We start from the raw sequence: 20,631 nt of genomic DNA, 5'->3' as shown, positions 1-20,631 counted from the left end.
CGCTAACCCCTGCCACTGACAATGCGCCCCGACGTACCTCCCGGCCTGTGGATAACTCCCGCCTCACTTCGCGAAGCGCCAGGCCACACCCCCATAAGAACGGACGTTCGATTTCAGTGTCAAGCGAGCCACGCCGGCTGTGGACAACCCCGGCGAGCCGGACGCCGACCTGCGCCATCGCCGAATCGGTGCCCGGCGGGGCCGGGGGCGCCGCCGGAACAGGGACCTCGGCGGGCGGGAGCACCCCGGGGTTGCCTCGCCGGGCGGCGAGCCCTGCGGGGGGGGCGACTCACAGGGCGGGAAGCCCTGCGGGATCGGGGCCCGCCGGATCACGTCCCCGGCACCGGTCGGCGGCGCCGTCGGTGCCGGGCGCGCCTATCCTTCCTGGCATGGCCCTCCCCTCCCCCGTACGACGCGGCCGTGTGTCCGCGCGGACGGCCGACCTGGCCGTGACCGCCGCCGTCACCGTCCTCGTCACCGGCTGGACGGCCTTCTCCATCCTCTCCGCTCCGGCGGGCAGCGAGTCGCTTCCGCGTACGCTCCTCGGCTGGCTCCTCATCGCGGTGGCGTGCGGCGCGCTGCCGCTGCGGCGCCGCGCCCCGGTCGCCGTGGCCGTCGTCACACTGCTCGCCTCGGTCGTCTACTACCCGACCAGTTCGCACGACGGCCCGCTCATGGTCACCTTCGCGCTGGCCCTGTACACGGCGGCCGCTGAGGGCCGGTTCGCGGCCGCCGCCGCCCTGGCGTCCGTCACGCTCCTGGCGGTCGGCCTGGGCGAGATGCGCCAGGAGACGGGGCGGCGCCAGATCGACGACACCTCCCTGGTGATGCTGGCCGGCTGGCTGATCAGCCTCGTCGCCGTGGGCCGTGCCCAGCGCGCCCGGCTCGCCTACCTCCGCGAGGCCGAGCAGCGCGCCCTGGCTGCCCAGCGGGAGCAGGAGGCGCGCGCCCTCCAGAGCGTCGCCGAGGAACGGCTGCGCATCGCGCGTGAGGTGCACGACGTCCTCGGGCACAGCCTCTCGCTGATCCACGTCCAGTCCAGCGCCGCCCTGCACGGGCTGACCAGGAGGCCGGCGCCCGCAGAGGCACTGCCCGCCGCCACACGGGCCCTGGAGGCGGTCAAGGCGACCAGCAAGGACGCGCTGCGGGAGCTGCGCGGCACCCTCGGCGTGCTCCGCCAGGGCGCCGAGGAGGCGCCGATCGCCCCCGTCTCCGGCCTGGGCCGCCTCGACGAACTGGTCGGCCGGGCCCGCGCCGCCGGCCTGGACGTCACCACCCGCACGGAGGGCACGGCGCGACGGCTGCCGCCCGCCCTGGACCTCGCCGCGTACCGCATCGTGCAGGAGTCCCTGACGAACGTCACCCGGCACGCGCGCGCGAGCGAAGTCCTGATCACACTCACCTGGACGGACGAGGCCCTCGGGCTGTGCGTCGAGGACGACGGCGAGGGCTCACCCGACGGCGGGGCGGGGGGCAGCGGCCTGCGCGGCATGGCGGAAAGGGCGCGGGCCTTCGGCGGCGAGCTCACCGCGGGCGACACCGGCCAGGGCTTCCGCGTCTCCGCCCGTCTGCCGCTCACCGGCCCCCTCGCCCCCACGGGTCTCGCCCCCACACGTCTCACCACCACCAGGGGAACGGAATGATCCGCGTCGTACTGGCCGACGACCAGACGCTCGTACGGGCCGGGTTCCGGTCGATCCTCGACGGCGAGTCCGACATCGAGGTCGTGGGCGAGGCGTCCGACGGCGAGCGGGCCGTCGCCCTCGCCCGCGAGCTGCGGCCCGACGTCGTCCTGATGGACGTCCGCATGCCGGGCGCGGACGGTCTGGAGGCCACCCGCCGCATCACCGGCGACCCCCGGCTGGACGGTGTCCGCGTGGTGATCCTCACCACCTTCGACGTCGACGACTACGTGTACGGGGCACTGCGCGCGGGAGCCTCGGGATTCCTGGTGAAGGACACCGAGCCGATGGAGCTGCTGCACGGCGTCCGGGTCGTGGCGCGCGGGGACGCGCTCATCGCCCCCGCCGTGACCCGTCGGCTGATCGCCGAGTTCGCCGCGCGCCGTGGTCGGCGGCCGGACCCGAGTCCCCGGCTGAACGCGCTGACCGAGCGGGAGCGCGAGGTGATGGGCCTGGTCGGCGCGGGGCTGTCCAACGACGAGATCGCCCGTCGGCTGGTGCTCTCGCCGGCCACCGCGAAGACGCACGTCAGCCGCATCATGACCAAGCTGGGCGTGCGCGACCGGGCGCAGGTGGTGGTCCTCGCGTACGAGTCGGGCATGATCACGCCGGGCTGGCTCGCCTGACGTCCGGGCCGAGGCGCCGGCCCGGCGTCATGGAAGCCCCGCACCCGAGCACCGGCTCCGTCCCGGCGGAAGGCCCCGTGCCCGGGGGCCCGGGTACGACCCGGTGGGCCGTGTGTCCCGGGCTGCGGCCCTGATCCCGCCCCTGAGACACCCCCGACCCGGCGGACCCGCGGCTCCTACTCCGGGAGTACGCGCGAAGCGGGGGACCGCAACCGGTGGGGTAGGGGCACTGACGCCCGGGGGGCGACGACAGAGGGGCGGCCGTACCCCGACGCTGCCGGGGTGGAATCAGACGCCTCGGAAGTCCTCGACCTCGCCCGGCTGCAGTTCGCGCTCACCGCGGGCGGCCACTTCCTGTTCGTCGCCCTCACCCTGGGGCTGGTGACGGTCGTCGCGTGCCTGCAGACGAAGGCGACCTTCGGCGGCGGCGAGCTGGACGCCCGGCTGGTCCGGTTCTGGGGGCAGCTCTACGTCGTCAACTACGCGGTCGGCATCGTGACCGGCATCGTCATGGAGTTCCAGTTCGGGCTGAGCTGGAGCGGACTGACCCACCACGCGGGGAACGTCCTCGGGGCGACGCTCGCCGTGGAGACGATCGTGGCGTTCTTCGTGGAGTCGACCTTCCTCGGCCTGTGGATCTTCGGCTGGAACCGGATGGGCCGCTGGGCGCACCTGGCGGCCATCTGGATCGTCACGCTCACCGCGTACGCGTCGGCGTACTGGATCCTCGTCTCGAACGGCTTCCTCAACAACCCCGTCGGCCACCGCGTGGAGGACGGCCGGGTGGTCCTGGCGGACCCGGCCGCCGTCCTGACCAATCCGAGCGCCCTGCTGGCCTTCGGGCACGTCCTGGCCGGCGCGCTGCTCACGGCGGGGTTCTTCATGGCGGCCGTCAGCGCGTACCACCTGTTACGGCGCACCCCGGAGTGGGTGTTCTTCGGCCGCAGCCTGCGCGTCGGGGTGTTCCTGGCGTTCCCGGCGGCGGTGGTGACGGCGGTCCTCGGCGGGCTCCAGATGGCGTCCATCGCCGTGCTGCAGCCGGTGAAGTCGGCGGTGTTCCGGCATGACACGGCGGAGCTGGCCCGGCTCCAGGCGGAGCTGACCGCGCGGTTCGGGCCGGGTGACTACATCCCGTCGGAGGCCTGGACCCGCGGCGGCGCGCTGGTCATGCTGATCGCCTTCGCGCTGATGCTGTACCTCACGCTCGCCGGGTTCGTGCTGGCCTTCTTCCGAAATGCCGTGTTCCGGTTCCGGGTGTGGCATGTGGCGCTGATCGCCGCCGTTCCCCTGCCGTACCTCGCGATGATCGGCGGCTGGGTCTTCCGCGAGGCGGGCCGCCAGCCGTGGGTGGTGTACGGGCTGCTGAGGACCGAGGACGCGGTCTCCGACCTCTCGCCCGCCGCGATGCGTTTCTCCCTGGTCGTCTTCACCACACTGTTCGCGGCGCTCGTCGTCCTCAACGCGTGGCTGCTGGGGCGGCACGCGCGGCGCGGTCCCGGCGATGTGGCCCTGGGCCGCGACGAGCGGGCGGACGCGGACACCGACCCGCGTGACGGGCCCCCGGTCGGTCCGGCCGACGCCCTGCCCGCCCCCCGCTACTGACCGAAGGAGCCCTCCTCGTGCCTTCCGTGGAAACCCTCGCCGTCGCCCTGCTCGGCTTCTACGCGACCGGCTACTTCGTCCTCGCCGGGGCGGACATCGGCACCGGGATGGTGGCGCCCTACCTGGGGCGAACCGACCGCGAGCGGCGGCTGGTGATCGCCTCGTTCGCGCCGTTCCTCCTCGGCAACGAGGTGTGGCTGGTCGCGACCGCCGGGGTGTTCGTGGGCTGTTTCCCCGTGCTGGAGGGCGAACTCCTCACCGGTCAGTTCGCCGTGGTCGTTCCGCTGCTGGCCGGCTGGGTCGTCCGCGACGCGGGGCTGTGGCTGCGTGGGCGGGTGACCGGGCGGGCGGGGCGGGGCTGGCGGGCGGGCTGCGACGGCGCGGTCGTGTGCGGCAGCTGGACGGTGGCCCTGGCGTGGGGCTGGCTGCTCGCCGGGGTGCTGGGCGGGACGCCCGGCCGGGTCGCGACCGGGGCGGTCGCGGTGGTGACGTCCGTCGCCGTCGCGGCGCTGTTCGCCGCGCACGGGCTGGGCTTCGCGGCGGCCCGGTTGACGGGGCCGCCGTACGAGCGGGCCCGGCGACTGGTCGGGCGTACGCGCGCGGGGGCCTCCTTCGCGCTGACCGCCGTCCTGATGGCGGCGGTCCCGGTGGCCGCCGGGACGGCGCTGCCGCTGGCCGGGGCGGCGGCCGACGGCGCCACGCTCGGGCTGCTCGTCCCCGCGCTGCTCGTGGTGACGCCGCTGCTCGTCGCCGTGCAGGCGGGGACCTGGTGGGTCTTCCGGCACCGCGTGACCGGCCCTTCCTACCTGTGACCTGCGGCGGGGCCGCCCCGCCGCATCGGCTGCGCGGCGCCCTCGCGGGCGGTGGCGCTCACCGGGGCCGTGCCGACTCCCCGGTCAGGCGCCGCTGCCGGGCGGCGGCGCCTGGTCGCGCCCGGTGCGCAGCGCCCGCTGGATCCGCGCCAGCACCATCTCGCCGTGCCGCCGGTGGCCGTGCACCCGTGGGTCCTCCGTGACCGCGTACCGCTTCACGTACGCCCCGAGGAACGCCTGGAGGGTGGCGACCGCCGGGATGGCTATCAGGGCGCCGACGGCACCGAGCAGCGCGGTGCCCGCGACGACCGAGCCGAACGCCACCGCCGGGTGGATGTCCACGGTCTTGGCCGTGAGCTTCGGCTGGAGCAGGTAGTTCTCGAACTGCTGGTACACCACGACGAACGCCAGCACCCACAGCGCGTACCACGGGGCGACCGTGAACGCGATCAGCATCGGCAGCGCGCCCGCCAGGTACGTGCCGATGGTCGGCAGGAACTGCGAGACGAGGCCGACCCAGACGGCGAGCGCGGGCGCGTAGGGGACGCCGAGGAACTCCAGCAGGACGAAGTGCGCCGCTCCCGAGGCGAGCGCCATCAGGCCGCGCGAGTAGAGGTAGCCGCCGGTCTTGTCGACCGCGATCTCCCAGGCCCGCAGGACCTCCGCCTGCTTCGCCGGGGGGAGGACGGAGCACAGGGCGCGGCGCAGCCGGGGTCCGTCGGCGGCGAAGTAGAACGAGAACAGGAAGATCGTCAGCAGCTTGAAGAGGCCGCCCAGCACGGTGGCGGACACGTCGAGCACGCCGCTCGCGCTGTTCTCCACGTAACTGCGCAGCCAGTCCGAGCGCAGGAGGCTGTCCTGGACGGCGACGCGGGACAGCTCCGTGTTGAAGGTGTGGTTGATCCAGTTGATGAGTGAGTCGAGGTACTCGGGCAGGTCCTCGACCATGTCGACGATCTGGCCCGCGAGCATCGACCCGAGCAGGACGACGAAGCCGACGCTCACGATGGCGACCGCGACGAACACCAGGAAGGTGGCCAGGCCCCGGCGCATCCCCCGTGCGGCCATGCGCCCGACCGCCGGCTCCACGGCGAGGGCGAGGAAGAACGCGATCAGGATGTTGAGCAGCAGCCCGGTGAGCTGGTGGAACGCCCAGCTGCCGAGTTGGAAGCAGGCGTACAGGGCGAGGGCGAGGGCCATCGCCTTGGGGAGCCAGCGCGGCATGCGGGCCGGTGTCGCGGCGCCCGCCGCGGGCGGGGCCGGAGCGGGTGCGGTCGGTGCGGCCGTCGCACCGGTAGGCGGGGCGGACGACGGGGGCGCGACCGGGCCGGCCGGGCCGGCAGCGGGCTCGGTGGTCGGTTCGGAGTCGGGGGCGTTCTTCGGGGTGTCGTCGATCGGGGCCACGGGAAAAGTGTCGCGCACCGCGGTGACAGCGCGCTCAACCTGTGGAAAACCCCCGGAACGGGATGGGGCGGCGGCCCGCCGGACGGGCCGCCGGGGCGCGGGGGACGGGGTGGCCGGACGCGGCGCCGGGGCGCGGGGTGTCAGCGCTTGTCGGCGGGGACGTCGACGGCGGCGCACACGGCGCGCCACACGTCCTTCGCCTCCCAACCTGCCTCGAGGGCCTCGTGGACCGTCCTCCCGCCCAGCTCGGACATCACGTGATCACGGGCGAAGGACTCGGCGTAGACCGCACCGAAGTGGTCCGCCATGCGCTCCCAGAAAGTCGTCAACCGCATGGGCCCAGTATCGCGCTCCTGAGAGTGGACCCCGCGCCCAGGACGTCCGCCGCGGACCGCCGCGGCCCTACGGTCGGGGACATGGGTCGACACACGGCGGAATCCCCCCTCGCGCGGGCCGAGCAGTTCGTCTGGCTGACCGCCCGCGTCCTCGAGCAGCGCCGCTTCGCCTACCACTTCCAGGGCGGGAGCCCCGACGCGGTGGAGGCGGCGCTGGCCCCGTACGCCAACGAGGACGGCGGCTACGGGCACGCCCTGGAGCCGGACGTGCGGGGCCCGGCCAGCCGGCCGGCGCACACGGCGCACGCCCTGCGCGTGCTCGACGCGATCGGCCGGTGCCACGGACCCCGCGTGGAGCGGGTCTGCCGGTACCTGACCGGCGTCTCCACGCGCGAGGGCGCCCTGCCGGCCCTCCACCGTCCCGTACGGGACCGGCCCGCCGGACCGCCCGCGCCGGTGGACGGCGACCCGCCGGGCGACCTGCCGGCCACCGGGCCGGTGGTGGGGCTGCTCCACCGCAACCAGGTGTGGCACGCGTGGCTGTTCCGCGCCACGGACTTCTGCTGGGCGGCGGTCGAAGCCGTCGTGGAGGGCCGGCCGACGCACCCGTACGAGGTGGAGGCCGCCGTGGCGTTCCTCGACGGTGTTCCCGACCGGTCCCGGGCGGAGGCGGCCGCGGACCGGCTGGGCCGGGTGGTGCGGGAGCGGCACCTGGCCGTCCTGGAACCGGAGCGGGCGGCGGCGTACCCGCCGGGCTCCGGGTACGCGCCGGGCGAGCACCGCTTCCCGCACGACTACGCCCGCGTGCCGGGCTCCCTGGCCCGGAGGTGGTTCACCGACGCGGAGCTGGACCGCTCCCTGGACCACCTGGCCGCGGAGCAGGCCGAGGACGGCGGGTGGCCGGTCCGCCGGCCGCGGCGGGCGCCGGGGAGCGCCCTGGAATCCCGCCCGATCATCACCATCGAGGCGCTGCGGACCCTGCGGGCCCACGGCCGGCCGGTCGGCTGACCGCGTCCGGCGCGCCGTACCGGTGGCAGCCGCCGCCGGTACGGCCCGCGGGACGCGGCCTCTCACGCAGCCGCCGGTTCGGCCCGCGGTACGCCCACCGTTACGGAGCCCGTGCTCCGCACCGCCCACGCGCCACCGCGGCCCGCTCAGCCGCCCCGCGTCACCGCCGGTCCACGCCGCCACGGCAGAAGCCCACGGCCGCCGCCCGCGTCACCCGCCGAGGGCCCGCACCGCGGCGGTGACCACCACGGCCGAGGCGACGACCACCAGGAACGGCGCCCGCAGCAGCAGGGCGAGCGCCGCGGCGGCGAGGCCCGCCCCGCGGGCGTCCACGACGAGCGCCCCGTCGGCGCTGAAGGTCTGCTGGGCGGTCAGGGCGGCCAGCAGGGCGACCGGGAGCAGCGCGGCGAGCCGCCGCACGAGGGGGCGTTCCAGAGTGTGGGCCGGCACCAGCAGGCCGCCGAGCTTCAGCAGGTAGCAGCCGACGGCGGTGAGGCCGACGGCGATCCAGACCGCGGTGCCGTTCATCGCCGCGCCTCCCCGCGCCCGCTCAGCCACAGGACGGCGGGCGCGGCCAGCGCGGCCACCAGCACCGGCACTCCGGCGGGCAGCACAGGCAGGGACCCGAGCCCCAGGACGACCGCCAGCGCCGCGACGGCCCGCTCGGTGGTCGAGCGCAGCATGGGGGCGAGCAGTGCGAGGAAGACGGCCGGGCCTGCGGCGTCGAGGCCCCAGGCGTCGGTGTCGCCGATGGCCTCCGCCCCGAGTGCGCCGATCAGCGTGGTGAGGTTCCACAGAACGTAGAGCGTCAGGCCGGTCACCGTGAAGCCGATCCGCGCGGCACGCCGGGTGGGCTGCGCGAGGGCCACCGCCGCGGTCTCGTCGATGACCCAGTGGGCGCCGAACGGGCGCACCGCGCGCGGGAGGGCCAGCAGCTGCGACAGGCGCAGCCCGTAGAAGGCGTTGCGGGTGCCGAGGAAGAAGGCCCCGGCAGCCGCCGTGAAGGGGTTGCCTCCGGCGGCGAGCGCGCCGACCAGCGCGAACTGCGAGGCTCCGGTGAAGACGAGCAGGCTCAGCGCGCAGGTCTGGAGAAGGTCGAGCCCCGCGCCGACGGAGGTGACCCCGAAGGCGAAGCCGGACAGGCCGACGGCGACGCCCACGCCGAGCGAGTCCCGTACGACGGCACGGTCGGGCTTCGCCGCGTCCCGCGGCGGCGGCCCGCCGTGCGGGTCCGCGGCCGTGTCCACGCGCGCGGGGCGCCCTGCCGCTTCAGCTCCGGATGCCGGCGCTTCGGGTGCCGGTGCTCCGGGTGTCGGTGCTTCGGGTGCCGGTGCCGGTGCTGCTGGTGGTATCCGTTGTTCTGCCACGCCCCGGACGCTACGGCCGGCCCGCGCCCCCGGTCTTGTACGTTCTTGCGCGTTCCCGCTGGTAGGCGCCCGGCGGGACGCCCACGATCCGGGTGAAGTGGCGGTTGAGGTGGGGCTGGTCGGTGAAGCCGACCACGACGGCCGCCTCTCCTGGGGCGGTGCCGCTCTCCAGGAGGCGGCGGGCGGCCCGTACGCGCGCGTTGGTGAGCCAGGCGTGGGGCGGCATCCCGTACGCCGCCTTGAAGGCGCGCAGCAGGGCGAAGGGGCTGGTGCCGAGCTCCCGGGCGAGCTGCTCCAGCGTCGGCGGCGCGGCCATCCGGTCGAGGAGCGCCTCGCGGGCGGCGGCGGCCGTGCGGGCTCCGGCGGAGCGCGGGGCCCGCTGCGGGAGGGAGCGGCCGTGGCGGCGCAGCAGGCGGGCGACGGCGACGCGCAGGAGGCTGTCGGCCGCGAGGGCGTTCCCCTCCTCGGCCGCGCGGTGCACGGCGCTGATGAGCCGGGCGGTGCTCTCGTCGTCGACGATGGTCTCGCCGAAGGCGACCGTGCCGCGCAGACTGGTCTCCTCCTCGGCGATCGCGGCGACCAGGCCGGCCGACGGGTAGAGCGTGGCGTATGACCAGCCCTCGGGCACGCCCGCGTGCGCGGAGTGGGGCACCTCGGGGTTGATCATGACGACGGTGCCGGGGCGGGCCCGGATGGTGCCCTCCGGCATGACGACGTCCTCGATGCCCCGGCGGACGGCGCCGAGCACGTACCCCTCGTGGCTGTGGCGGGAGAAGGCGTGGCGGACGTACCGGGCGCGCAGCAGGTCGAGGCCGGGCACGCCCGGGTACTGCCAGTGCCTGGCCCACTCGTCGGGCCGTCCGCCGTCCGGGGTGGTCGCCATGCGTCCATTCTGCGCCGGTCGGGGCCCCGGTGGCCTGCGGGTCCACGGTGCGGACGCCGGTTGTCAGTGCGGGGGTGCACGATGGGGGGCATGGCCGGGACCGCACTCGACTCCTTCTCCCCCGCGACCCGCAGGTGGTTCACGGGGGCCTTCAGCGCGCCCACCGCCTCCCAGGAGGGGGCGTGGCGGGCGATCGGCGCGGGTTCGGACGTGCTGGTGGTGGCGCCGACCGGCTCGGGCAAGACACTGGCGGCGTTCCTGGCGGCCCTGGACCGGCTGGTCTCGGTCCCGCCGCCCGCCGACGCGAAGAAGCGCTGCCGGGTGCTGTACGTGTCCCCGCTGAAGGCGCTCGCGGTCGACGTGGAGCGGAACCTGCGCAGTCCGCTGACGGGCATCCGCCAGGAGGCCGTACGGCTGGGGCTGCCGGAGCCGGAGGTCCGCGTCGGCATCCGTTCGGGTGACACGCCCGCCGCGGAGCGGCGGTCGCTGGCGACGCGCCCGCCGGACATCCTGATCACCACGCCGGAGTCGCTGTTCCTGATGCTGACGTCCGCGGCGCGGGACGCGCTGGCGGGTGTGGAGACGGTGATCCTCGACGAGGTGCACGCCGTGGCGGGCACCAAGCGGGGCGCCCATCTGGCGCTGTCCCTGGAGCGGCTGGACGAGCTGCTGCCGCGCCCCGCGCGCCGCATCGGCCTGTCGGCGACGGTGCGGCCGGTGGACGAGGTGGCGCGGTACCTGTCGCCGCAGCGGAAGGTCGAGGTGGTCCAGCCGCGGTCGGGCAAGGAGTTCGACCTGTCCGTGGTGGTGCCCGTGGAGGACCTGGGCGAGCTGGGCGGCTCGCCGGCCGCCGACGCGGGAGAGGGACCGGGCGAAAAGCCGTCGATCTGGCCGCACGTGGAGGAGCGGATCGCCGACCTGGTGCAGGAACACCGCTCGACGATCGTGTTCGCCAACTCGCGGCGCCTCGCGGAGCGGCTGTGCAACCGGCTGAACGAGATCGCGTACGAGCGCGCCACCGGCGAGGCGATGCCGTCGGACGCCTCCCCCGCCGAGGTGATGGCCCAGTCCGGCGCCGCCAAGGGCGCCCCGCCGCTGCTGGCGCGGGCGCACCACGGCTCGGTGTCCAAGGAGCAGCGGGCCCTCGTCGAGGAGGACCTGAAGGCGGGCCGCCTCCCCGCGGTGGTGGCCACGTCCAGTCTGGAGCTGGGCATCGACATGGGCGCGGTCGACCTGGTCGTCCAGGTGGAGTCGCCGCCCTCCGTGGCGTCCGGGCTCCAGCGCGTGGGCCGCGCCGGGCACCAGGTGGGCGCCGTGTCGCGGGGCGTGGTGTTCCCCAAGTACCGGGGCGACCTGGTGCAGGCGGCGGTGGTGACCGAGCGCATGCGGCAGGGCGCCATCGAGTCGCTGCGCGTCCCGGCCAACCCGCTGGACGTGCTGGCCCAGCAGCTGGTCGCCATGGTCGCGATGGACACGTGGAGCCATGACGACCTGCTGGCGCTGGTGCGTCGGGCGGCTCCGTTCGCGTCGCTGCCGGAGTCGGCGTTCACGGCCGTGCTGGACATGCTCGCCGGGCGCTATCCGTCGGACGCGTTCGCGGAGCTGCGGCCCAGAGTCGTGTGGGACCGGGTCACCGGGGCTGTCACGGGCCGCCCCGGCGCCCAGCGGCTCGCCGTCACCTCGGGTGGCACGATCCCGGACCGCGGGCTGTTCGGGGTGTTCCTGGCGGGCGCCGACCCCAAGCGGGGCGGCGGCCGGGTCGGCGAGCTCGACGAGGAGATGGTGTACGAGTCGCGCGTGGGCGACGTGTTCACCCTCGGCACGTCGTCCTGGCGCATCGAGGACATCACGCGCGACCGGGTGCTGGTGTCACCCGCGCCCGGCGTGCCGGGCCGGCTGCCGTTCTGGAAGGGCGACCAGCTGGGCCGCCCGCTCGAACTGGGCAGGGCGGTGGGGGCCTTCCTGCGGGAGGTCGGTTCGCTGCCGCCCCAGGACGCGCGGCTGCGGCTGGTGGCGGCGGGCCTGGACGCGTGGGCCGCCGACAACGTCCTGGCGTACCTGGACGAGCAGCGCCGTGCCTGCGGGCACGTGCCGGACGACCGGACGATCCTGGTGGAGCGGTTCCGCGACGAGATGGGCGACTGGCGCGTGGTGGTCCACTCGCCGTTCGGCGCCCAGGTGCACGCCCCGTGGGCGCTCGCGCTCGGCGCCCGCCTCGCCGAGCGGTACGGCATGGACGCACAGGTCATGCACGCCGACGACGGAATCGTGCTGCGCCTGCCCGACGCGGACCTGATGGGTCTCGACCTGCTCGACGAGGAACCGGCCGCGCCGGGCCTGGAGTACGACAGCGAGCAGGCACCCGTCGGCGCCGCCGACGTCGCCTTCGACAAGGGCGAGATCGACCGGATCGTCACCGAGCAGGTCGGCGGTTCGGCGCTGTTCGCGTCCCGCTTCCGGGAGTGCGCCGCCCGCGCGCTGCTGCTGCCCAAGCGCAATCCGGGCAAGCGCACACCGCTGTGGCAGCAGCGCCAGCGCGCCGCGCAACTGCTGCAGGTGGCGAGCGAGTTCGGTTCGTTCCCCATCGTGCTGGAAGCGGTCCGGGAATGCCTCCAGGACGTGTTCGACGTGCCGGGCCTCCAGGAGCTGATGGGCGACCTCGAGTCGCGCCGCGTCCGGCTGGTGGAGGTCACCACCCCGGAGCCGTCGCCGTTCGCCCGCTCACTGCTGTTCGGATACGTCGCCCAGTTCCTGTACGAGGGGGACTCGCCGCTCGCCGAGCGCCGCGCGGCAGCCCTGTCCCTCGACTCCCGGCTGCTGGCCGAGCTGCTGGGCCAGGCGGAGCTGCGGGAACTCCTCGACCCGGAGGTGCTGGCCGAGCTGGAGGGCGAGCTGCAGTGGCGCACGGACGAGCGGCGGGTGAAGGACCCCGAGGGGGTCGCCGACGCACTGCGCGTGCTGGGCCCGCTCACCGACGCCGAGCTGACCGCGCGGGGCGCCGACCCGGCGTGGGCGCGGGAGCTGGCGGCCGCCCGCCGTGCGATCCGGGTCCGTGTCGCGGGCGCCGACCACTGGGCGGCGATCGAGGACGCCGGGCGCCTGCGCGACGCGCTGGGCACGGCCCTGCCGGTCGGCGTCCCCGAGGCGTTCACCGAGCCGGTGAAGGACCCGCTCGGCGACCTCCTCGCGCGGTACGCGCGCACCCACGGCCCCTTCGCCTCCGCCGAGGCGGCCGCCCGCTTCGGCCTGGGCACGGCCGTCACGGACGGCGCGCTGCACCGCCTCGCCGCCGCGGGCCGTGTCGTGCAGGGCGAGTTCCACCCGTCGGGAATCGGCCAGGAGTGGTGCGACGCGGCGGTGCTGCGCCGGCTGCGGCGCCGCTCCCTGGCGGCGCTGCGGCAGGAGCTGGAGCCGGTCCCGCCGTCCGCGCTGGCCACGTTCCTGCCGCAGTGGCAGCACGTGGGCAGCAGCGGACTGCGCGGCATCGACGGCCTGGCCCGCGCGATCGAGCAGCTGCAGGGCGCGCCGGTGCCCGCGTCGGCGCTGGAGAAGCTGGTCCTGCCGTCCCGCGTCCGCGACTACGGCCCCCAGCTCCTCGACGAGCTGACCACCACGGGCGAGGTCGTGTGGGCCGGGGCGGGCGCCCTGCCGGGCAAGGACGGCTGGGTGTCGCTGTACCTGGCCGACGCCGCCCCGCTTCTGCTGCCGCCGCCACACCCGCTGGAGCTGACGGCACTGCACGAGTCGGTGCTCACGATCCTGTCCGGCGGGTACGGGCTGTTCTTCCGTCAGATCGGGGACCAGGTGCGGGCGACGACCCACCCGGACGTGACGGACCCCCAGCTGGCCGACGCACTGTGGGACCTGGCCTGGTCGGGCCGGCTCACCAACGACACGCTCGCCCCGCTCCGCGCGATGCTGGGCTCCGGCCGTACGGCGGGGTCCACCGCGCACCGCGCCAGGCGCCCCGTCCCGCGCGGCCGGTACGGCACGCTGACGGCCGCCGCCCGCACGGCGTCCCGATCCGGGCCGCCGACGGTGAGCGGCCGCTGGTCGCTGCTCCCGGCCGCCGAGCCGGAGGCCACGCACCGCGCCCACGCCCTGGCCCGGACCCTGCTGGACCGGCACGGTGTGGTGACGCGCGGCGCGGTGGCCGCCGAGGGCGTCGAGGGCGGCTTCTCCGCGACGTACCGGGTGCTGTCCGCCTTCGAGGACAGTGGCCAGGCCCGCCGCGGGTACGTCGTGGAGGGCCTGGGCGCCGCGCAGTTCGCCATGGACGGGGCGGTGGACCGGCTGCGGGCCGCCGCGTCGGCCCGCGAGCGCGGGGAGGGGTCTGCGGCGCCGCAGGCCGTCGTCCTGGCCGCGGCCGACCCGGCCAACGCCTACGGCGCCGCCCTGCCGTGGCCGGAGCCGCCGGACGGCGCCGGGCACAAGCCGGGCCGCAAGGCGGGCTCCCTGGTGGTCCTGGTGGACGGCGAGCTGACGCTGTACATGGAGCGGGGCGGCAAGTCCCTGCTGTCGTGGCCGCTCGACCCGGATGCCCCGGCCCTGCGGGCGGCGGCCGACGCCCTGGCGGCGGCCGCGAGCGCGGGCGCGCTGGGCACGGTCACGGTCGAGCGCGTCAACGGCGCCGCCGCACTGACGTCACCGCTGTCCCGCGCCCTGGAGGCGGCGGGCTTCCACGCCACCCCGCGGGGCCTGCGCCTGCGCGCCTGACGCCCGACGAACCGGCCGCCTCGCGAGGCGGGCGGGAAGCACACGCGGCGCGCGAGCGGTGAGGAGGCTGCCGCGGCGGGGCAGCCGAGGGCGTGCCCTGGGGAGGGGCGTCCGAAGACGCGTTCACGGACGCGGGGTCTGGCCGGGAGGACGCATCCATGCGGGTGGGAGTGGTGGGCCCCAGAAGGGGACTGCACCCGGCGCTGTGGTGCCGCGGGCTGGGGCTGGACGTCGTCGCCGTGTGCGACCGCGACACGGGGCACCGCGCAGCGGCACGGGCGGAGCTGCCCGGCGCGGTGCGGCTGGAGGAGTGACCGGGCCTGCTGGAGCACCCTCTCGACGCGGTGGTGCTCGCCGACGACTGAGCGCCCCGACGCCAAGCGCCCCCGCGCCGGCTCTCCCCGAACCCGACCGCCCGGGGACGGAAGCGAGAACCGGCCCCGCCGGGGCGGGTGAGGCGGCCGAGCCGGTCACGCCTCCCGCAGGGCGCATGATGGAGCCATGCCCGAAGGAGACACGATCTGGCTGGCCGCCCACCGGCTGCACGACGCGCTCGCCGGCCGGCTCCTGACGCGGTCCGACCTGCGCGTCCCCCGCCTGGCCACCGTCGACCTGACCGGCCGGGCCGTCACCGCGGTCGTCCCCCGCGGGAAGCACCTGCTCACCCGTGTCGAGGGCGGGCTCACGCTCCACTCGCACCTGCGGATGGACGGCGCGTGGAAGCTGTACGCCCCCGGCGAGCGCTGGCGCGGCGGACCCGGACACGAGATCCGCGCGATCCTCGGCACCGCCGAACGCACCGCGGTCGGCTATCGGCTGCCCGTGCTGGAACTGCTCCGCACCGCCGACGAACCGACGGTGGTGGGCCATCTGGGGCCCGACCTGCTGGGCCCGGACTGGGACGCCGACGAGGCGGTGCGGCGCCTGCTGTCCGACCCGGCCCGCCCCCTCGGCGAAGCCCTCCTCGACCAGCGGAACCTGGCCGGGATCGGCAACGTCTACAAGTGCGAGCTGGCGTTCCTGGCCCGCGTCACGCCGTGGTTCCCGGTCGGCGACCTCCCCGCCGATGTCCCGGAGCGCCTCGTCGCGACGGCCCGGCGGCTGCTGGAGGAGAACAAGGACCGCTTCGAGCGCCGCACGGTCCCCGGAGGCCGCTCCGACCGCAAGCTGTACGTGTACGGACGCGCCCGCAGGCCCTGCTACCGCTGCGGGGCACCGATCCGCTGGGACGGCGGCGGCGACCAGCCGACCGACCGGGTCTCCTACTGGTGCCCCCGCTGCCAGAGCGGCCCCGCACCCGCCTGAACCGCCCGCCTCAGGCCCTCGTCCGCAACCGCGTCCAGCGCCCGCCCGAGCCACCCACCGCGGACACCCACGCCGCGGCCACCCGTCGCGGCCACACGCCGAAGCTCCCGCCTGAACCGCCACCCCGACCGCGCGCCGCTCACTTCCCGTCACCCGCCCGCCGCTGCGGCCCCCGGCCGAAAGCCCCCACGACGTCCCACACCAGGCCCCGCAGCGCCTCCGGGAAGGAGTCCCGCACCGCCGCGCGCCACCGGGAGCGCCGGCCGCCCGGCCGCCCACGCCGGGGCGCCGCCGCGGCGTGGACGGGAAGCAGGCTGAGCCCCCAGCCGCTCGCCACCGCCACCCCTTCGACCACCCCCGCCCGATCGGGCGCGAGCACCAGGCGCAGCACCGCCCACCACCACAGTCCGCCGAGTACGAGAAGCACGAGCGCCGACACCAGCGCCGGCAGCGGAATCCGTCGCCGTACCATGCCGCCTCCTCCGGTCGACGCTAGACCGGCACGATCACCGGGCGTCAGGGCGCACCGGAGCAGCCACCGGCGCGTCCGCCGTTCCGCGCCCCCGTCCGGGGCCCACAGTGCCGGGACGGCCCCCGAACCCACCGGGTCCGGGGGCCGGGGGCCCCGGAGCGGGACGCATCAGGCGTTCTCCGCCTGGAACATCCACGCGTGCTTCTCGAGCTCCCCGGTCAGCGCGATCAGGAGGTCCTGCGAGATCGGGTCCGGCTCGTCGGTGGCGGCGACCCGCTCACGCATCCGCTCGATCACCGCGACCAGCGCGTCCACCATGATCCGTACGGCGTCGGCGTCCTGGATCCAGCCGGTCGGCACGTCCGCGATGGCGCTGCCGGCGGCCACCGTCGCGGCGCGGCCGTCCGGGTTGACGCCGATGGCCGAGGCGCGCTCCGCCATCACGTCGGAGTGGGTGCGGGCGGTGGAGACGACATCGTCGAGCTGCAGGTGGATGGAGCGGAAGCGCGGGCCGACCACGTTCCAGTGCACCTGCTTGGCGACCAGGGAGAGGTCGACCAGATCCACTAGGGCGCCCTGCAGAGCCTCACCGACCACCTTGAGATCGGCGTCGGACAGCGAACTCTTGACGACAGCCATGCGAATCCTCCATTCCGTGCGCACGTTCCACCATGACACACAGCACGCATCACGGGCATTCGCCCCATAGCGAAAGCCCCGGTCGGCACCTCGGGTACCCGGCCGGGGCTCAGCCCAAAACGTCGATCCTCCGGCAATCGCGGCGGATGGGCCGCGAGGCCGGAGGAGGGGGTCAGGCGGCGACGACGTCCACCGCTTCGGCGGGTGCCTTGATGGTCACCCGCTCCGTCGGCACACCCGCCACCGACGTCACGGACACAGAATTGAGCATCGGGCGTACTGGCGCGGACACCGGCTCACTCGCCGCTGCCGATTCCGCCAGCTCCGCCAGCGACAGTTCGTCGCTCACTTCCCGCATGAGCTCGGACATCCGTACGTCCAGCGCGTCGCAGATCGCGGAGAGCAGTTCGGAGGAAGCCTCCTTCTGCCCCCGCTCCACCTCGGAGAGATAGCCGAGCGATACTCGGGCGGACGAGGAGACTTCGCGCAGAGTACGGCCCTGGCGCTGGCGCTGCCGACGCAGCACGTCACCCAGCAGGCGACGGAGCAGAATCATCGGTGGCTCCCTCCTCGGACCGCGTAGCCGCATCCTTCACGCCCCACCGTACCGCCTTGTGCTGCGGCCGTGCGGGGAGCGATGTCGTGTTCACTCAGGGCTGCAAACATCAATTCCCCCCGTTCTGTTCCGTATCCTTTGCCCGCGCATTCTCGAAGAGTTCGTGCGCGAGCAGTTCCAGCACGCTCCGTACACTCTCTCCACGGATTTCCGCGCGCCCGCCGTCCAACCGCAGCGCGGCCGCTTTCCCCGCCTCCGCGGGGCCGCCGGGCGGGCCGCACACGGCGACGTACACCGTGCCGACGGGCCGGCCGTCCTGCGGTTCGGGCCCCGCGACTCCCGTCGTCGCGACGCCCCACGAGGCTCCGAGCCGGCTTCGTACCCCCCGCGCCATCTGCAACGCGACCTCCGCGTCGACGGCCCCGCGCCGCGCGAGCAGCTCGCCGTCGACGCCCAGCAGGTCCCGTTTCAGCCGCGTCGCGTACGCCGTGACGGAGCCCAGGAAGACGCGGGACGCGCCCGGCACCGACGTCAGCTCGGCGGCGACGAGACCACCCGTGAGGGACTCCGCCACGGCGAGCGTCTGGTCACGCTCCGCCAGCAGGCGCAGCACCCGCTCCGCCACCGGCCGCGCACCGGCCCCGGCGCCGGGCCGCTGTGCGGCGGCCACCGCCGGGTCCCCTTGCCGTACCGCCTGACTCACCGGGGCGGCTCCGCAGCGGCCTCAGCGGTCCCACCAGCCCCACCGACCCCACCGGACGCGGCACCCTCACCGGCCCGTGCGGACCCAGCACGCCCGGCGGACCCACCCGCCTCGGCGTCACCAGCCGCGAGCCCGACGCCGGCGACGTCACCGACGCCCCCATCCGCCTCGGCGCCGGCGCCGTCCGCTCCGGCCCGCGCGGCCCCGGCCGCCGCCTCCGCCGCCCCCGCGGCCTCCGCCGCACGGGCCGCGGCCCGCTCGGCGGCGAGCCCCCGGCGGCGCAGCACCACGGCCTGCCGCACGTAGTCGAGCCCCGTCGCGACGGTCAGGACGACCGCCAGGGCCATCACCCACCACCGCAGCGTGGCCAGCGGCCCGGTCAGCGCGAGTACGTACATGCCCACGGCCGTGCCCTGGGCGAGCGTCTTCATCTTGCCGCCGCGACTGGCCGGGATCACCCCGTGCCGGATCACCCAGAACCGCATGAGCGTGATGCCCAGCTCGCGGAAGAGGATCACGCCGGTGACCCACCAGGGCAGGTCACCGAGGGCGGAGAGGCAGATCAGGCCGGCCGCCATGATCGCCTTGTCGGCGATGGGGTCGGCGATCTTCCCGAAGTCCGTGACCAGGTTGTACGTACGCGCCAGGTGCCCGTCGAACACGTCCGTGATCATGGCGACGGCGAACGCCGCCCACGCCCAGGCGCGCCAGGCGGGGTCGTACCCGCCGTCCTGGAGCAGCAGCACCACGAAGGCGGGGACGAGCACCAGCCGCAGCATGGTGAGGATGTTGGCGATGTTCCACAGGCTGGCCTGGTTCACGGCCGCCGCTCCCAGCTTCCCGCCGGGTGCCCGCCTCCCCGTGCCGCCCGCGGCGGACGCCGGGACTCCGGTCATCTGCCCGCCTCCTCGAGAACCTCGGCCACCAGATCGACGCCTTCCGTGCCCACCACCTTCGCCTTGACCATACGGCCGACGGAGAGCCCGGCGCCCGTCGTGAAGAGCACCTGCCCGTCCGTCTCGGGCGCCTGGTGGGCCGCGCGGCCCGCGGCGGCGTACTCCTCGTCCTCGAGGTCGTCGCCCTCGACCGACTCGACCAGTACTTCCAGGGTCTCTCCCAGCCGCTCCTCCGCACGCTGGGCGGTGAGCTCCTCGGCGAGCCGGGACAGGTGGGCGAGGCGCTGGTCGACGGTGTCCTGGTCGAGCTTGCCGTCGTAGGTGGCGGCCTCGGTGCCGTCCTCGTCGGAGTAGCCGAAGACGCCGACGGCGTCGAGGCGGGCGTGCAGGACGAACCGCTCCAGCTCGGCGAAGTCCTCCTCGGTCTCGCCGGGGAAGCCCACGATGAAGTTGGAGCGCACACCCGCCTGCGGGGCCTTGCCGCGGATGGTGTCCAGCAGCTCCAGGAAGCGGTCCGTGTCGCCGAAGCGGCGCATGGCGCGCAGCACGGCGGGCGCGGAGTGCTGGAACGACAGGTCGAAGTAGGGCGCGACCTTCTCCGTGGAGGTCAGCACGTCGATCAGGCCGGGCCGCATCTCGGCGGGCTGCAGGTAGCTGACGCGGACGCGCTCGATGCCGTCGACGGCGGCCAGCTCGGGCAGCAGCGTCTCCAGCAGGCGGATGTCGCCGAGGTCCTTGCCGTACGAGGTGTTGTTCTCGGAGACCAGCATGATCTCCTTGACGCCCTGCTCGGCCAGCCAGCGCGTCTCGCCCAGCACGTCGGCGGGGCGGCGGGAGACGAAGGAGCCGCGGAAGGACGGGATCGCGCAGAAGGAGCAGCGCCGGTCGCAACCGGAGGCCAGCTTCACGGAGGCGACCGGGCTGGAGTCGAGGCGGCGGCGCAGCGGGGCGCGCGGGCCGGATGCGGGCGCGATGCCCTCGGGCAGATCGGCGGGGGCCTGCGGGGCCCCGGGGCCCTGCGGCGCGCCGTGGCCGGGCAGGGCGACGGCCGCGGCGGCGTCCTGGCGCTCGACCGGGCTGAGCGGCAGCAGCTTGCGCCGGTCGCGCGGGGCGTGGGCCTCCACGCTGCCGCCGCCGAGGATGGTGCGCAGCCGCTCGGAGATGTCGGCGTAGTCGTCGAAGCCGAGCACGCCGTCGGCCTCGGGCAGGGCGTCGGCGAGCTCCTTGCCGTACCGCTCGGCCATGCAGCCGACGGCGACGACGGCCTGGGTGCGGCCGTGGTCCTTCAGGTCGTTCGCTTCGAGGAGGGCGTCGACGGAGTCCTTCTTGGCGGCCTCGACGAAGCCGCAGGTGTTGACGACGGCGACATCGGCGTCGGCGGCGTCCTCGACGAGCGCCCAGCCGTCCGCTGCCAGGCGGCCTGCGAGCTCCTCCGAGTCCACCTCGTTACGGGCGCAGCCAAGAGTGACAAGGGCGACGGTACGGCGTTCGGGCATGGACTCAAGACTACTTCGTCCCCGGTGCCCCTCCGGCGCGCAGGTCCGCCCCCGCCCCGCGGACGGCCGCGGGCCCCGCCCGTCCCCCCGGGATCGGGGGGCGCGGGCGGGGCCTGCGGCGGTGCGGGC

General features: G+C 75.2%; 19 protein-coding genes. 8 read left to right on the top strand and 11 right to left on the bottom strand.

Translation table 11 applies throughout. From position 1 onward, the window contains the following. Positions 1-389 precede the first annotated feature (389 nt). The 4 genes from CP974_RS23040 to CP974_RS23025 all read left to right on the top strand — a co-directional run bounded on the left by CP974_RS23040 (position 390) and on the right by CP974_RS23025 (position 4,722). On the top strand, positions 390-1,643 hold the full coding sequence (locus tag CP974_RS23040; RefSeq protein WP_078915253.1) for a sensor histidine kinase: 1,254 nt from the start codon (positions 390-392) through the stop codon (positions 1,641-1,643). Further along, complete coding sequence (locus tag CP974_RS23035) at positions 1,640-2,308, top strand: response regulator (RefSeq protein ID WP_031127883.1); 669 nt, start codon at positions 1,640-1,642, stop codon at positions 2,306-2,308. Before CP974_RS23040 ends, CP974_RS23035 begins: the two co-directional genes overlap by 4 nt. A 282-nt stretch (positions 2,309-2,590) precedes the next feature. Beyond that, positions 2,591-3,910, top strand: coding sequence for a cytochrome ubiquinol oxidase subunit I (locus CP974_RS23030; protein ID WP_031127885.1), 1,320 nt, complete (start codon positions 2,591-2,593; stop codon positions 3,908-3,910). Positions 3,911-3,927: 17 nt separating this feature from the next. Continuing rightward, positions 3,928-4,722 carry a cytochrome d ubiquinol oxidase subunit II gene (locus CP974_RS23025; RefSeq protein WP_223844510.1) on the top strand — a complete coding sequence of 265 codons (795 nt, stop codon included), beginning with the start codon at positions 3,928-3,930 and terminating at the stop codon, positions 4,720-4,722. A gap of 84 nt (positions 4,723-4,806) precedes the next feature. Here CP974_RS23025 and CP974_RS23020 read toward each other — a convergent pair whose 3' ends face one another. Next, positions 4,807-5,946, bottom strand: coding sequence for an AI-2E family transporter (locus tag CP974_RS23020; protein ID WP_037936133.1), 1,140 nt, complete (start codon positions 5,944-5,946; stop codon positions 4,807-4,809). A gap of 320 nt (positions 5,947-6,266) precedes the next feature. Next, positions 6,267-6,461 (bottom strand): DUF3046 domain-containing protein, encoded by a 195-nt coding sequence (locus CP974_RS23015; protein ID WP_031127889.1) that lies wholly within the window; start codon positions 6,459-6,461, stop codon positions 6,267-6,269. Positions 6,462-6,542: 81 nt separating this feature from the next. Between CP974_RS23015 and CP974_RS23010 the strand changes: the two genes are divergently transcribed. Next, positions 6,543-7,469, top strand: coding sequence for a hypothetical protein (locus tag CP974_RS23010; RefSeq protein ID WP_031127890.1), 927 nt, complete (start codon positions 6,543-6,545; stop codon positions 7,467-7,469). Positions 7,470-7,679: 210 nt separating this feature from the next. On the opposite strand, the gene CP974_RS23005 is transcribed toward CP974_RS23010, so the two are convergent. From CP974_RS23005 to CP974_RS22995, 3 genes are all read right to left on the bottom strand, one after another. Further along, complete coding sequence (locus tag CP974_RS23005; RefSeq protein ID WP_031127891.1) at positions 7,680-7,997, bottom strand: AzlD domain-containing protein; 318 nt, start codon at positions 7,995-7,997, stop codon at positions 7,680-7,682. Then, positions 7,994-8,716: an AzlC family ABC transporter permease gene (locus CP974_RS23000; protein ID WP_031127892.1), complete on the bottom strand. Its 723-nt coding sequence runs from the start codon at positions 8,714-8,716 to the stop codon at positions 7,994-7,996. Before CP974_RS23000 ends, CP974_RS23005 begins: the two co-directional genes overlap by 4 nt. 130 nt (positions 8,717-8,846) lie before the next feature. Beyond that, positions 8,847-9,719 carry a helix-turn-helix transcriptional regulator gene (locus CP974_RS22995; protein ID WP_031127894.1) on the bottom strand — a complete coding sequence of 291 codons (873 nt, stop codon included), beginning with the start codon at positions 9,717-9,719 and terminating at the stop codon, positions 8,847-8,849. Positions 9,720-9,809: 90 nt separating this feature from the next. On the opposite strand from CP974_RS22995, the gene CP974_RS22990 reads away from it, so the two are divergent. The 3 genes from CP974_RS22990 (at position 9,810) to CP974_RS22980 (ending at position 15,740) form a co-directional block, all read left to right on the top strand. Beyond that, complete coding sequence (locus CP974_RS22990) at positions 9,810-14,435, top strand: ATP-dependent helicase (RefSeq protein ID WP_031127896.1); 4,626 nt, start codon at positions 9,810-9,812, stop codon at positions 14,433-14,435. A gap of 158 nt (positions 14,436-14,593) precedes the next feature. After that, complete coding sequence (locus CP974_RS22985; RefSeq protein WP_174887775.1) at positions 14,594-14,749, top strand: hypothetical protein; 156 nt, start codon at positions 14,594-14,596, stop codon at positions 14,747-14,749. 187 nt (positions 14,750-14,936) lie between these two features. Next, positions 14,937-15,740 (top strand): Fpg/Nei family DNA glycosylase, encoded by an 804-nt coding sequence (locus CP974_RS22980; protein ID WP_031127900.1) that lies wholly within the window; start codon positions 14,937-14,939, stop codon positions 15,738-15,740. A gap of 139 nt (positions 15,741-15,879) precedes the next feature. Here the strand turns inward: CP974_RS22980 and CP974_RS30425 are convergent, their stop codons facing one another. From CP974_RS30425 to rimO, 6 genes are all read right to left on the bottom strand, one after another. Beyond that, entirely contained in the window at positions 15,880-16,212 is a 333-nt protein-coding gene (locus CP974_RS30425; RefSeq protein WP_223844512.1) for a hypothetical protein, read from the bottom strand. Positions 16,213-16,380: 168 nt separating this feature from the next. Then, complete coding sequence (locus CP974_RS22970; protein WP_031127904.1) at positions 16,381-16,851, bottom strand: Dps family protein; 471 nt, start codon at positions 16,849-16,851, stop codon at positions 16,381-16,383. A 172-nt stretch (positions 16,852-17,023) separates the two neighbouring features. After that, positions 17,024-17,407: a helix-turn-helix domain-containing protein gene (locus CP974_RS22965; protein ID WP_028963738.1), complete on the bottom strand. Its 384-nt coding sequence runs from the start codon at positions 17,405-17,407 to the stop codon at positions 17,024-17,026. Between the two features lie 109 nt (positions 17,408-17,516). Continuing rightward, a complete protein-coding gene (locus tag CP974_RS22960; protein WP_223844513.1) occupies positions 17,517-18,077 on the bottom strand; it encodes a CinA family protein in 561 nt (186 codons plus the stop codon). 29 nt (positions 18,078-18,106) lie between these two features. Beyond that, entirely contained in the window at positions 18,107-19,006 is a 900-nt protein-coding gene (gene pgsA, locus CP974_RS22955; protein ID WP_078915254.1) for a CDP-diacylglycerol--glycerol-3-phosphate 3-phosphatidyltransferase, read from the bottom strand. After that, complete coding sequence (gene rimO / locus CP974_RS22950; RefSeq protein ID WP_031127907.1) at positions 19,003-20,502, bottom strand: 30S ribosomal protein S12 methylthiotransferase RimO; 1,500 nt, start codon at positions 20,500-20,502, stop codon at positions 19,003-19,005. The genes pgsA and rimO overlap by 4 nt, the downstream gene beginning before the upstream one ends. Between the last annotated feature and the right edge of the window lie 129 nt (positions 20,503-20,631).

It is taken from the genome of Streptomyces fradiae ATCC 10745 = DSM 40063, assembly GCF_008704425.1.
Lineage (GTDB): Bacteria > Actinomycetota > Actinomycetes > Streptomycetales > Streptomycetaceae > Streptomyces > Streptomyces fradiae.
Note: the sequence above shows the minus strand (reverse complement) of the source record. Positions and strands in the feature narration are given on the sequence as shown.

Coding starts and splice junctions, on each gene's coding strand:
- CP974_RS23040 (WP_078915253.1), top strand. CDS start 390: ATGGCCCTCCCCTCCCCCGTACGACGCGGCCGTGTGTCCGCGCGGACG.
- CP974_RS23035 (WP_031127883.1), top strand. CDS start 1,640: ATGATCCGCGTCGTACTGGCCGACGACCAGACGCTCGTACGGGCCGGG.
- CP974_RS23020 (WP_037936133.1), bottom strand. CDS start 5,946: ATGCCGCGCTGGCTCCCCAAGGCGATGGCCCTCGCCCTCGCCCTGTAC.
- CP974_RS23015 (WP_031127889.1), bottom strand. CDS start 6,461: ATGCGGTTGACGACTTTCTGGGAGCGCATGGCGGACCACTTCGGTGCG.
- CP974_RS23010 (WP_031127890.1), top strand. CDS start 6,543: ATGGGTCGACACACGGCGGAATCCCCCCTCGCGCGGGCCGAGCAGTTC.
- CP974_RS23005 (WP_031127891.1), bottom strand. CDS start 7,997: ATGAACGGCACCGCGGTCTGGATCGCCGTCGGCCTCACCGCCGTCGGC.
- CP974_RS22995 (WP_031127894.1), bottom strand. CDS start 9,719: ATGGCGACCACCCCGGACGGCGGACGGCCCGACGAGTGGGCCAGGCAC.
- CP974_RS22990 (WP_031127896.1), top strand. CDS start 9,810: ATGGCCGGGACCGCACTCGACTCCTTCTCCCCCGCGACCCGCAGGTGG.
- CP974_RS22985 (WP_174887775.1), top strand. CDS start 14,594: ATGCGGGTGGGAGTGGTGGGCCCCAGAAGGGGACTGCACCCGGCGCTG.
- CP974_RS22980 (WP_031127900.1), top strand. CDS start 14,937: ATGCCCGAAGGAGACACGATCTGGCTGGCCGCCCACCGGCTGCACGAC.
- CP974_RS30425 (WP_223844512.1), bottom strand. CDS start 16,212: ATGGTACGGCGACGGATTCCGCTGCCGGCGCTGGTGTCGGCGCTCGTG.
- CP974_RS22970 (WP_031127904.1), bottom strand. CDS start 16,851: ATGGCTGTCGTCAAGAGTTCGCTGTCCGACGCCGATCTCAAGGTGGTC.
- CP974_RS22965 (WP_028963738.1), bottom strand. CDS start 17,407: ATGATTCTGCTCCGTCGCCTGCTGGGTGACGTGCTGCGTCGGCAGCGC.
- pgsA (WP_078915254.1), bottom strand. CDS start 19,006: ATGACCGGAGTCCCGGCGTCCGCCGCGGGCGGCACGGGGAGGCGGGCA.
- rimO (WP_031127907.1), bottom strand. CDS start 20,502: ATGCCCGAACGCCGTACCGTCGCCCTTGTCACTCTTGGCTGCGCCCGT.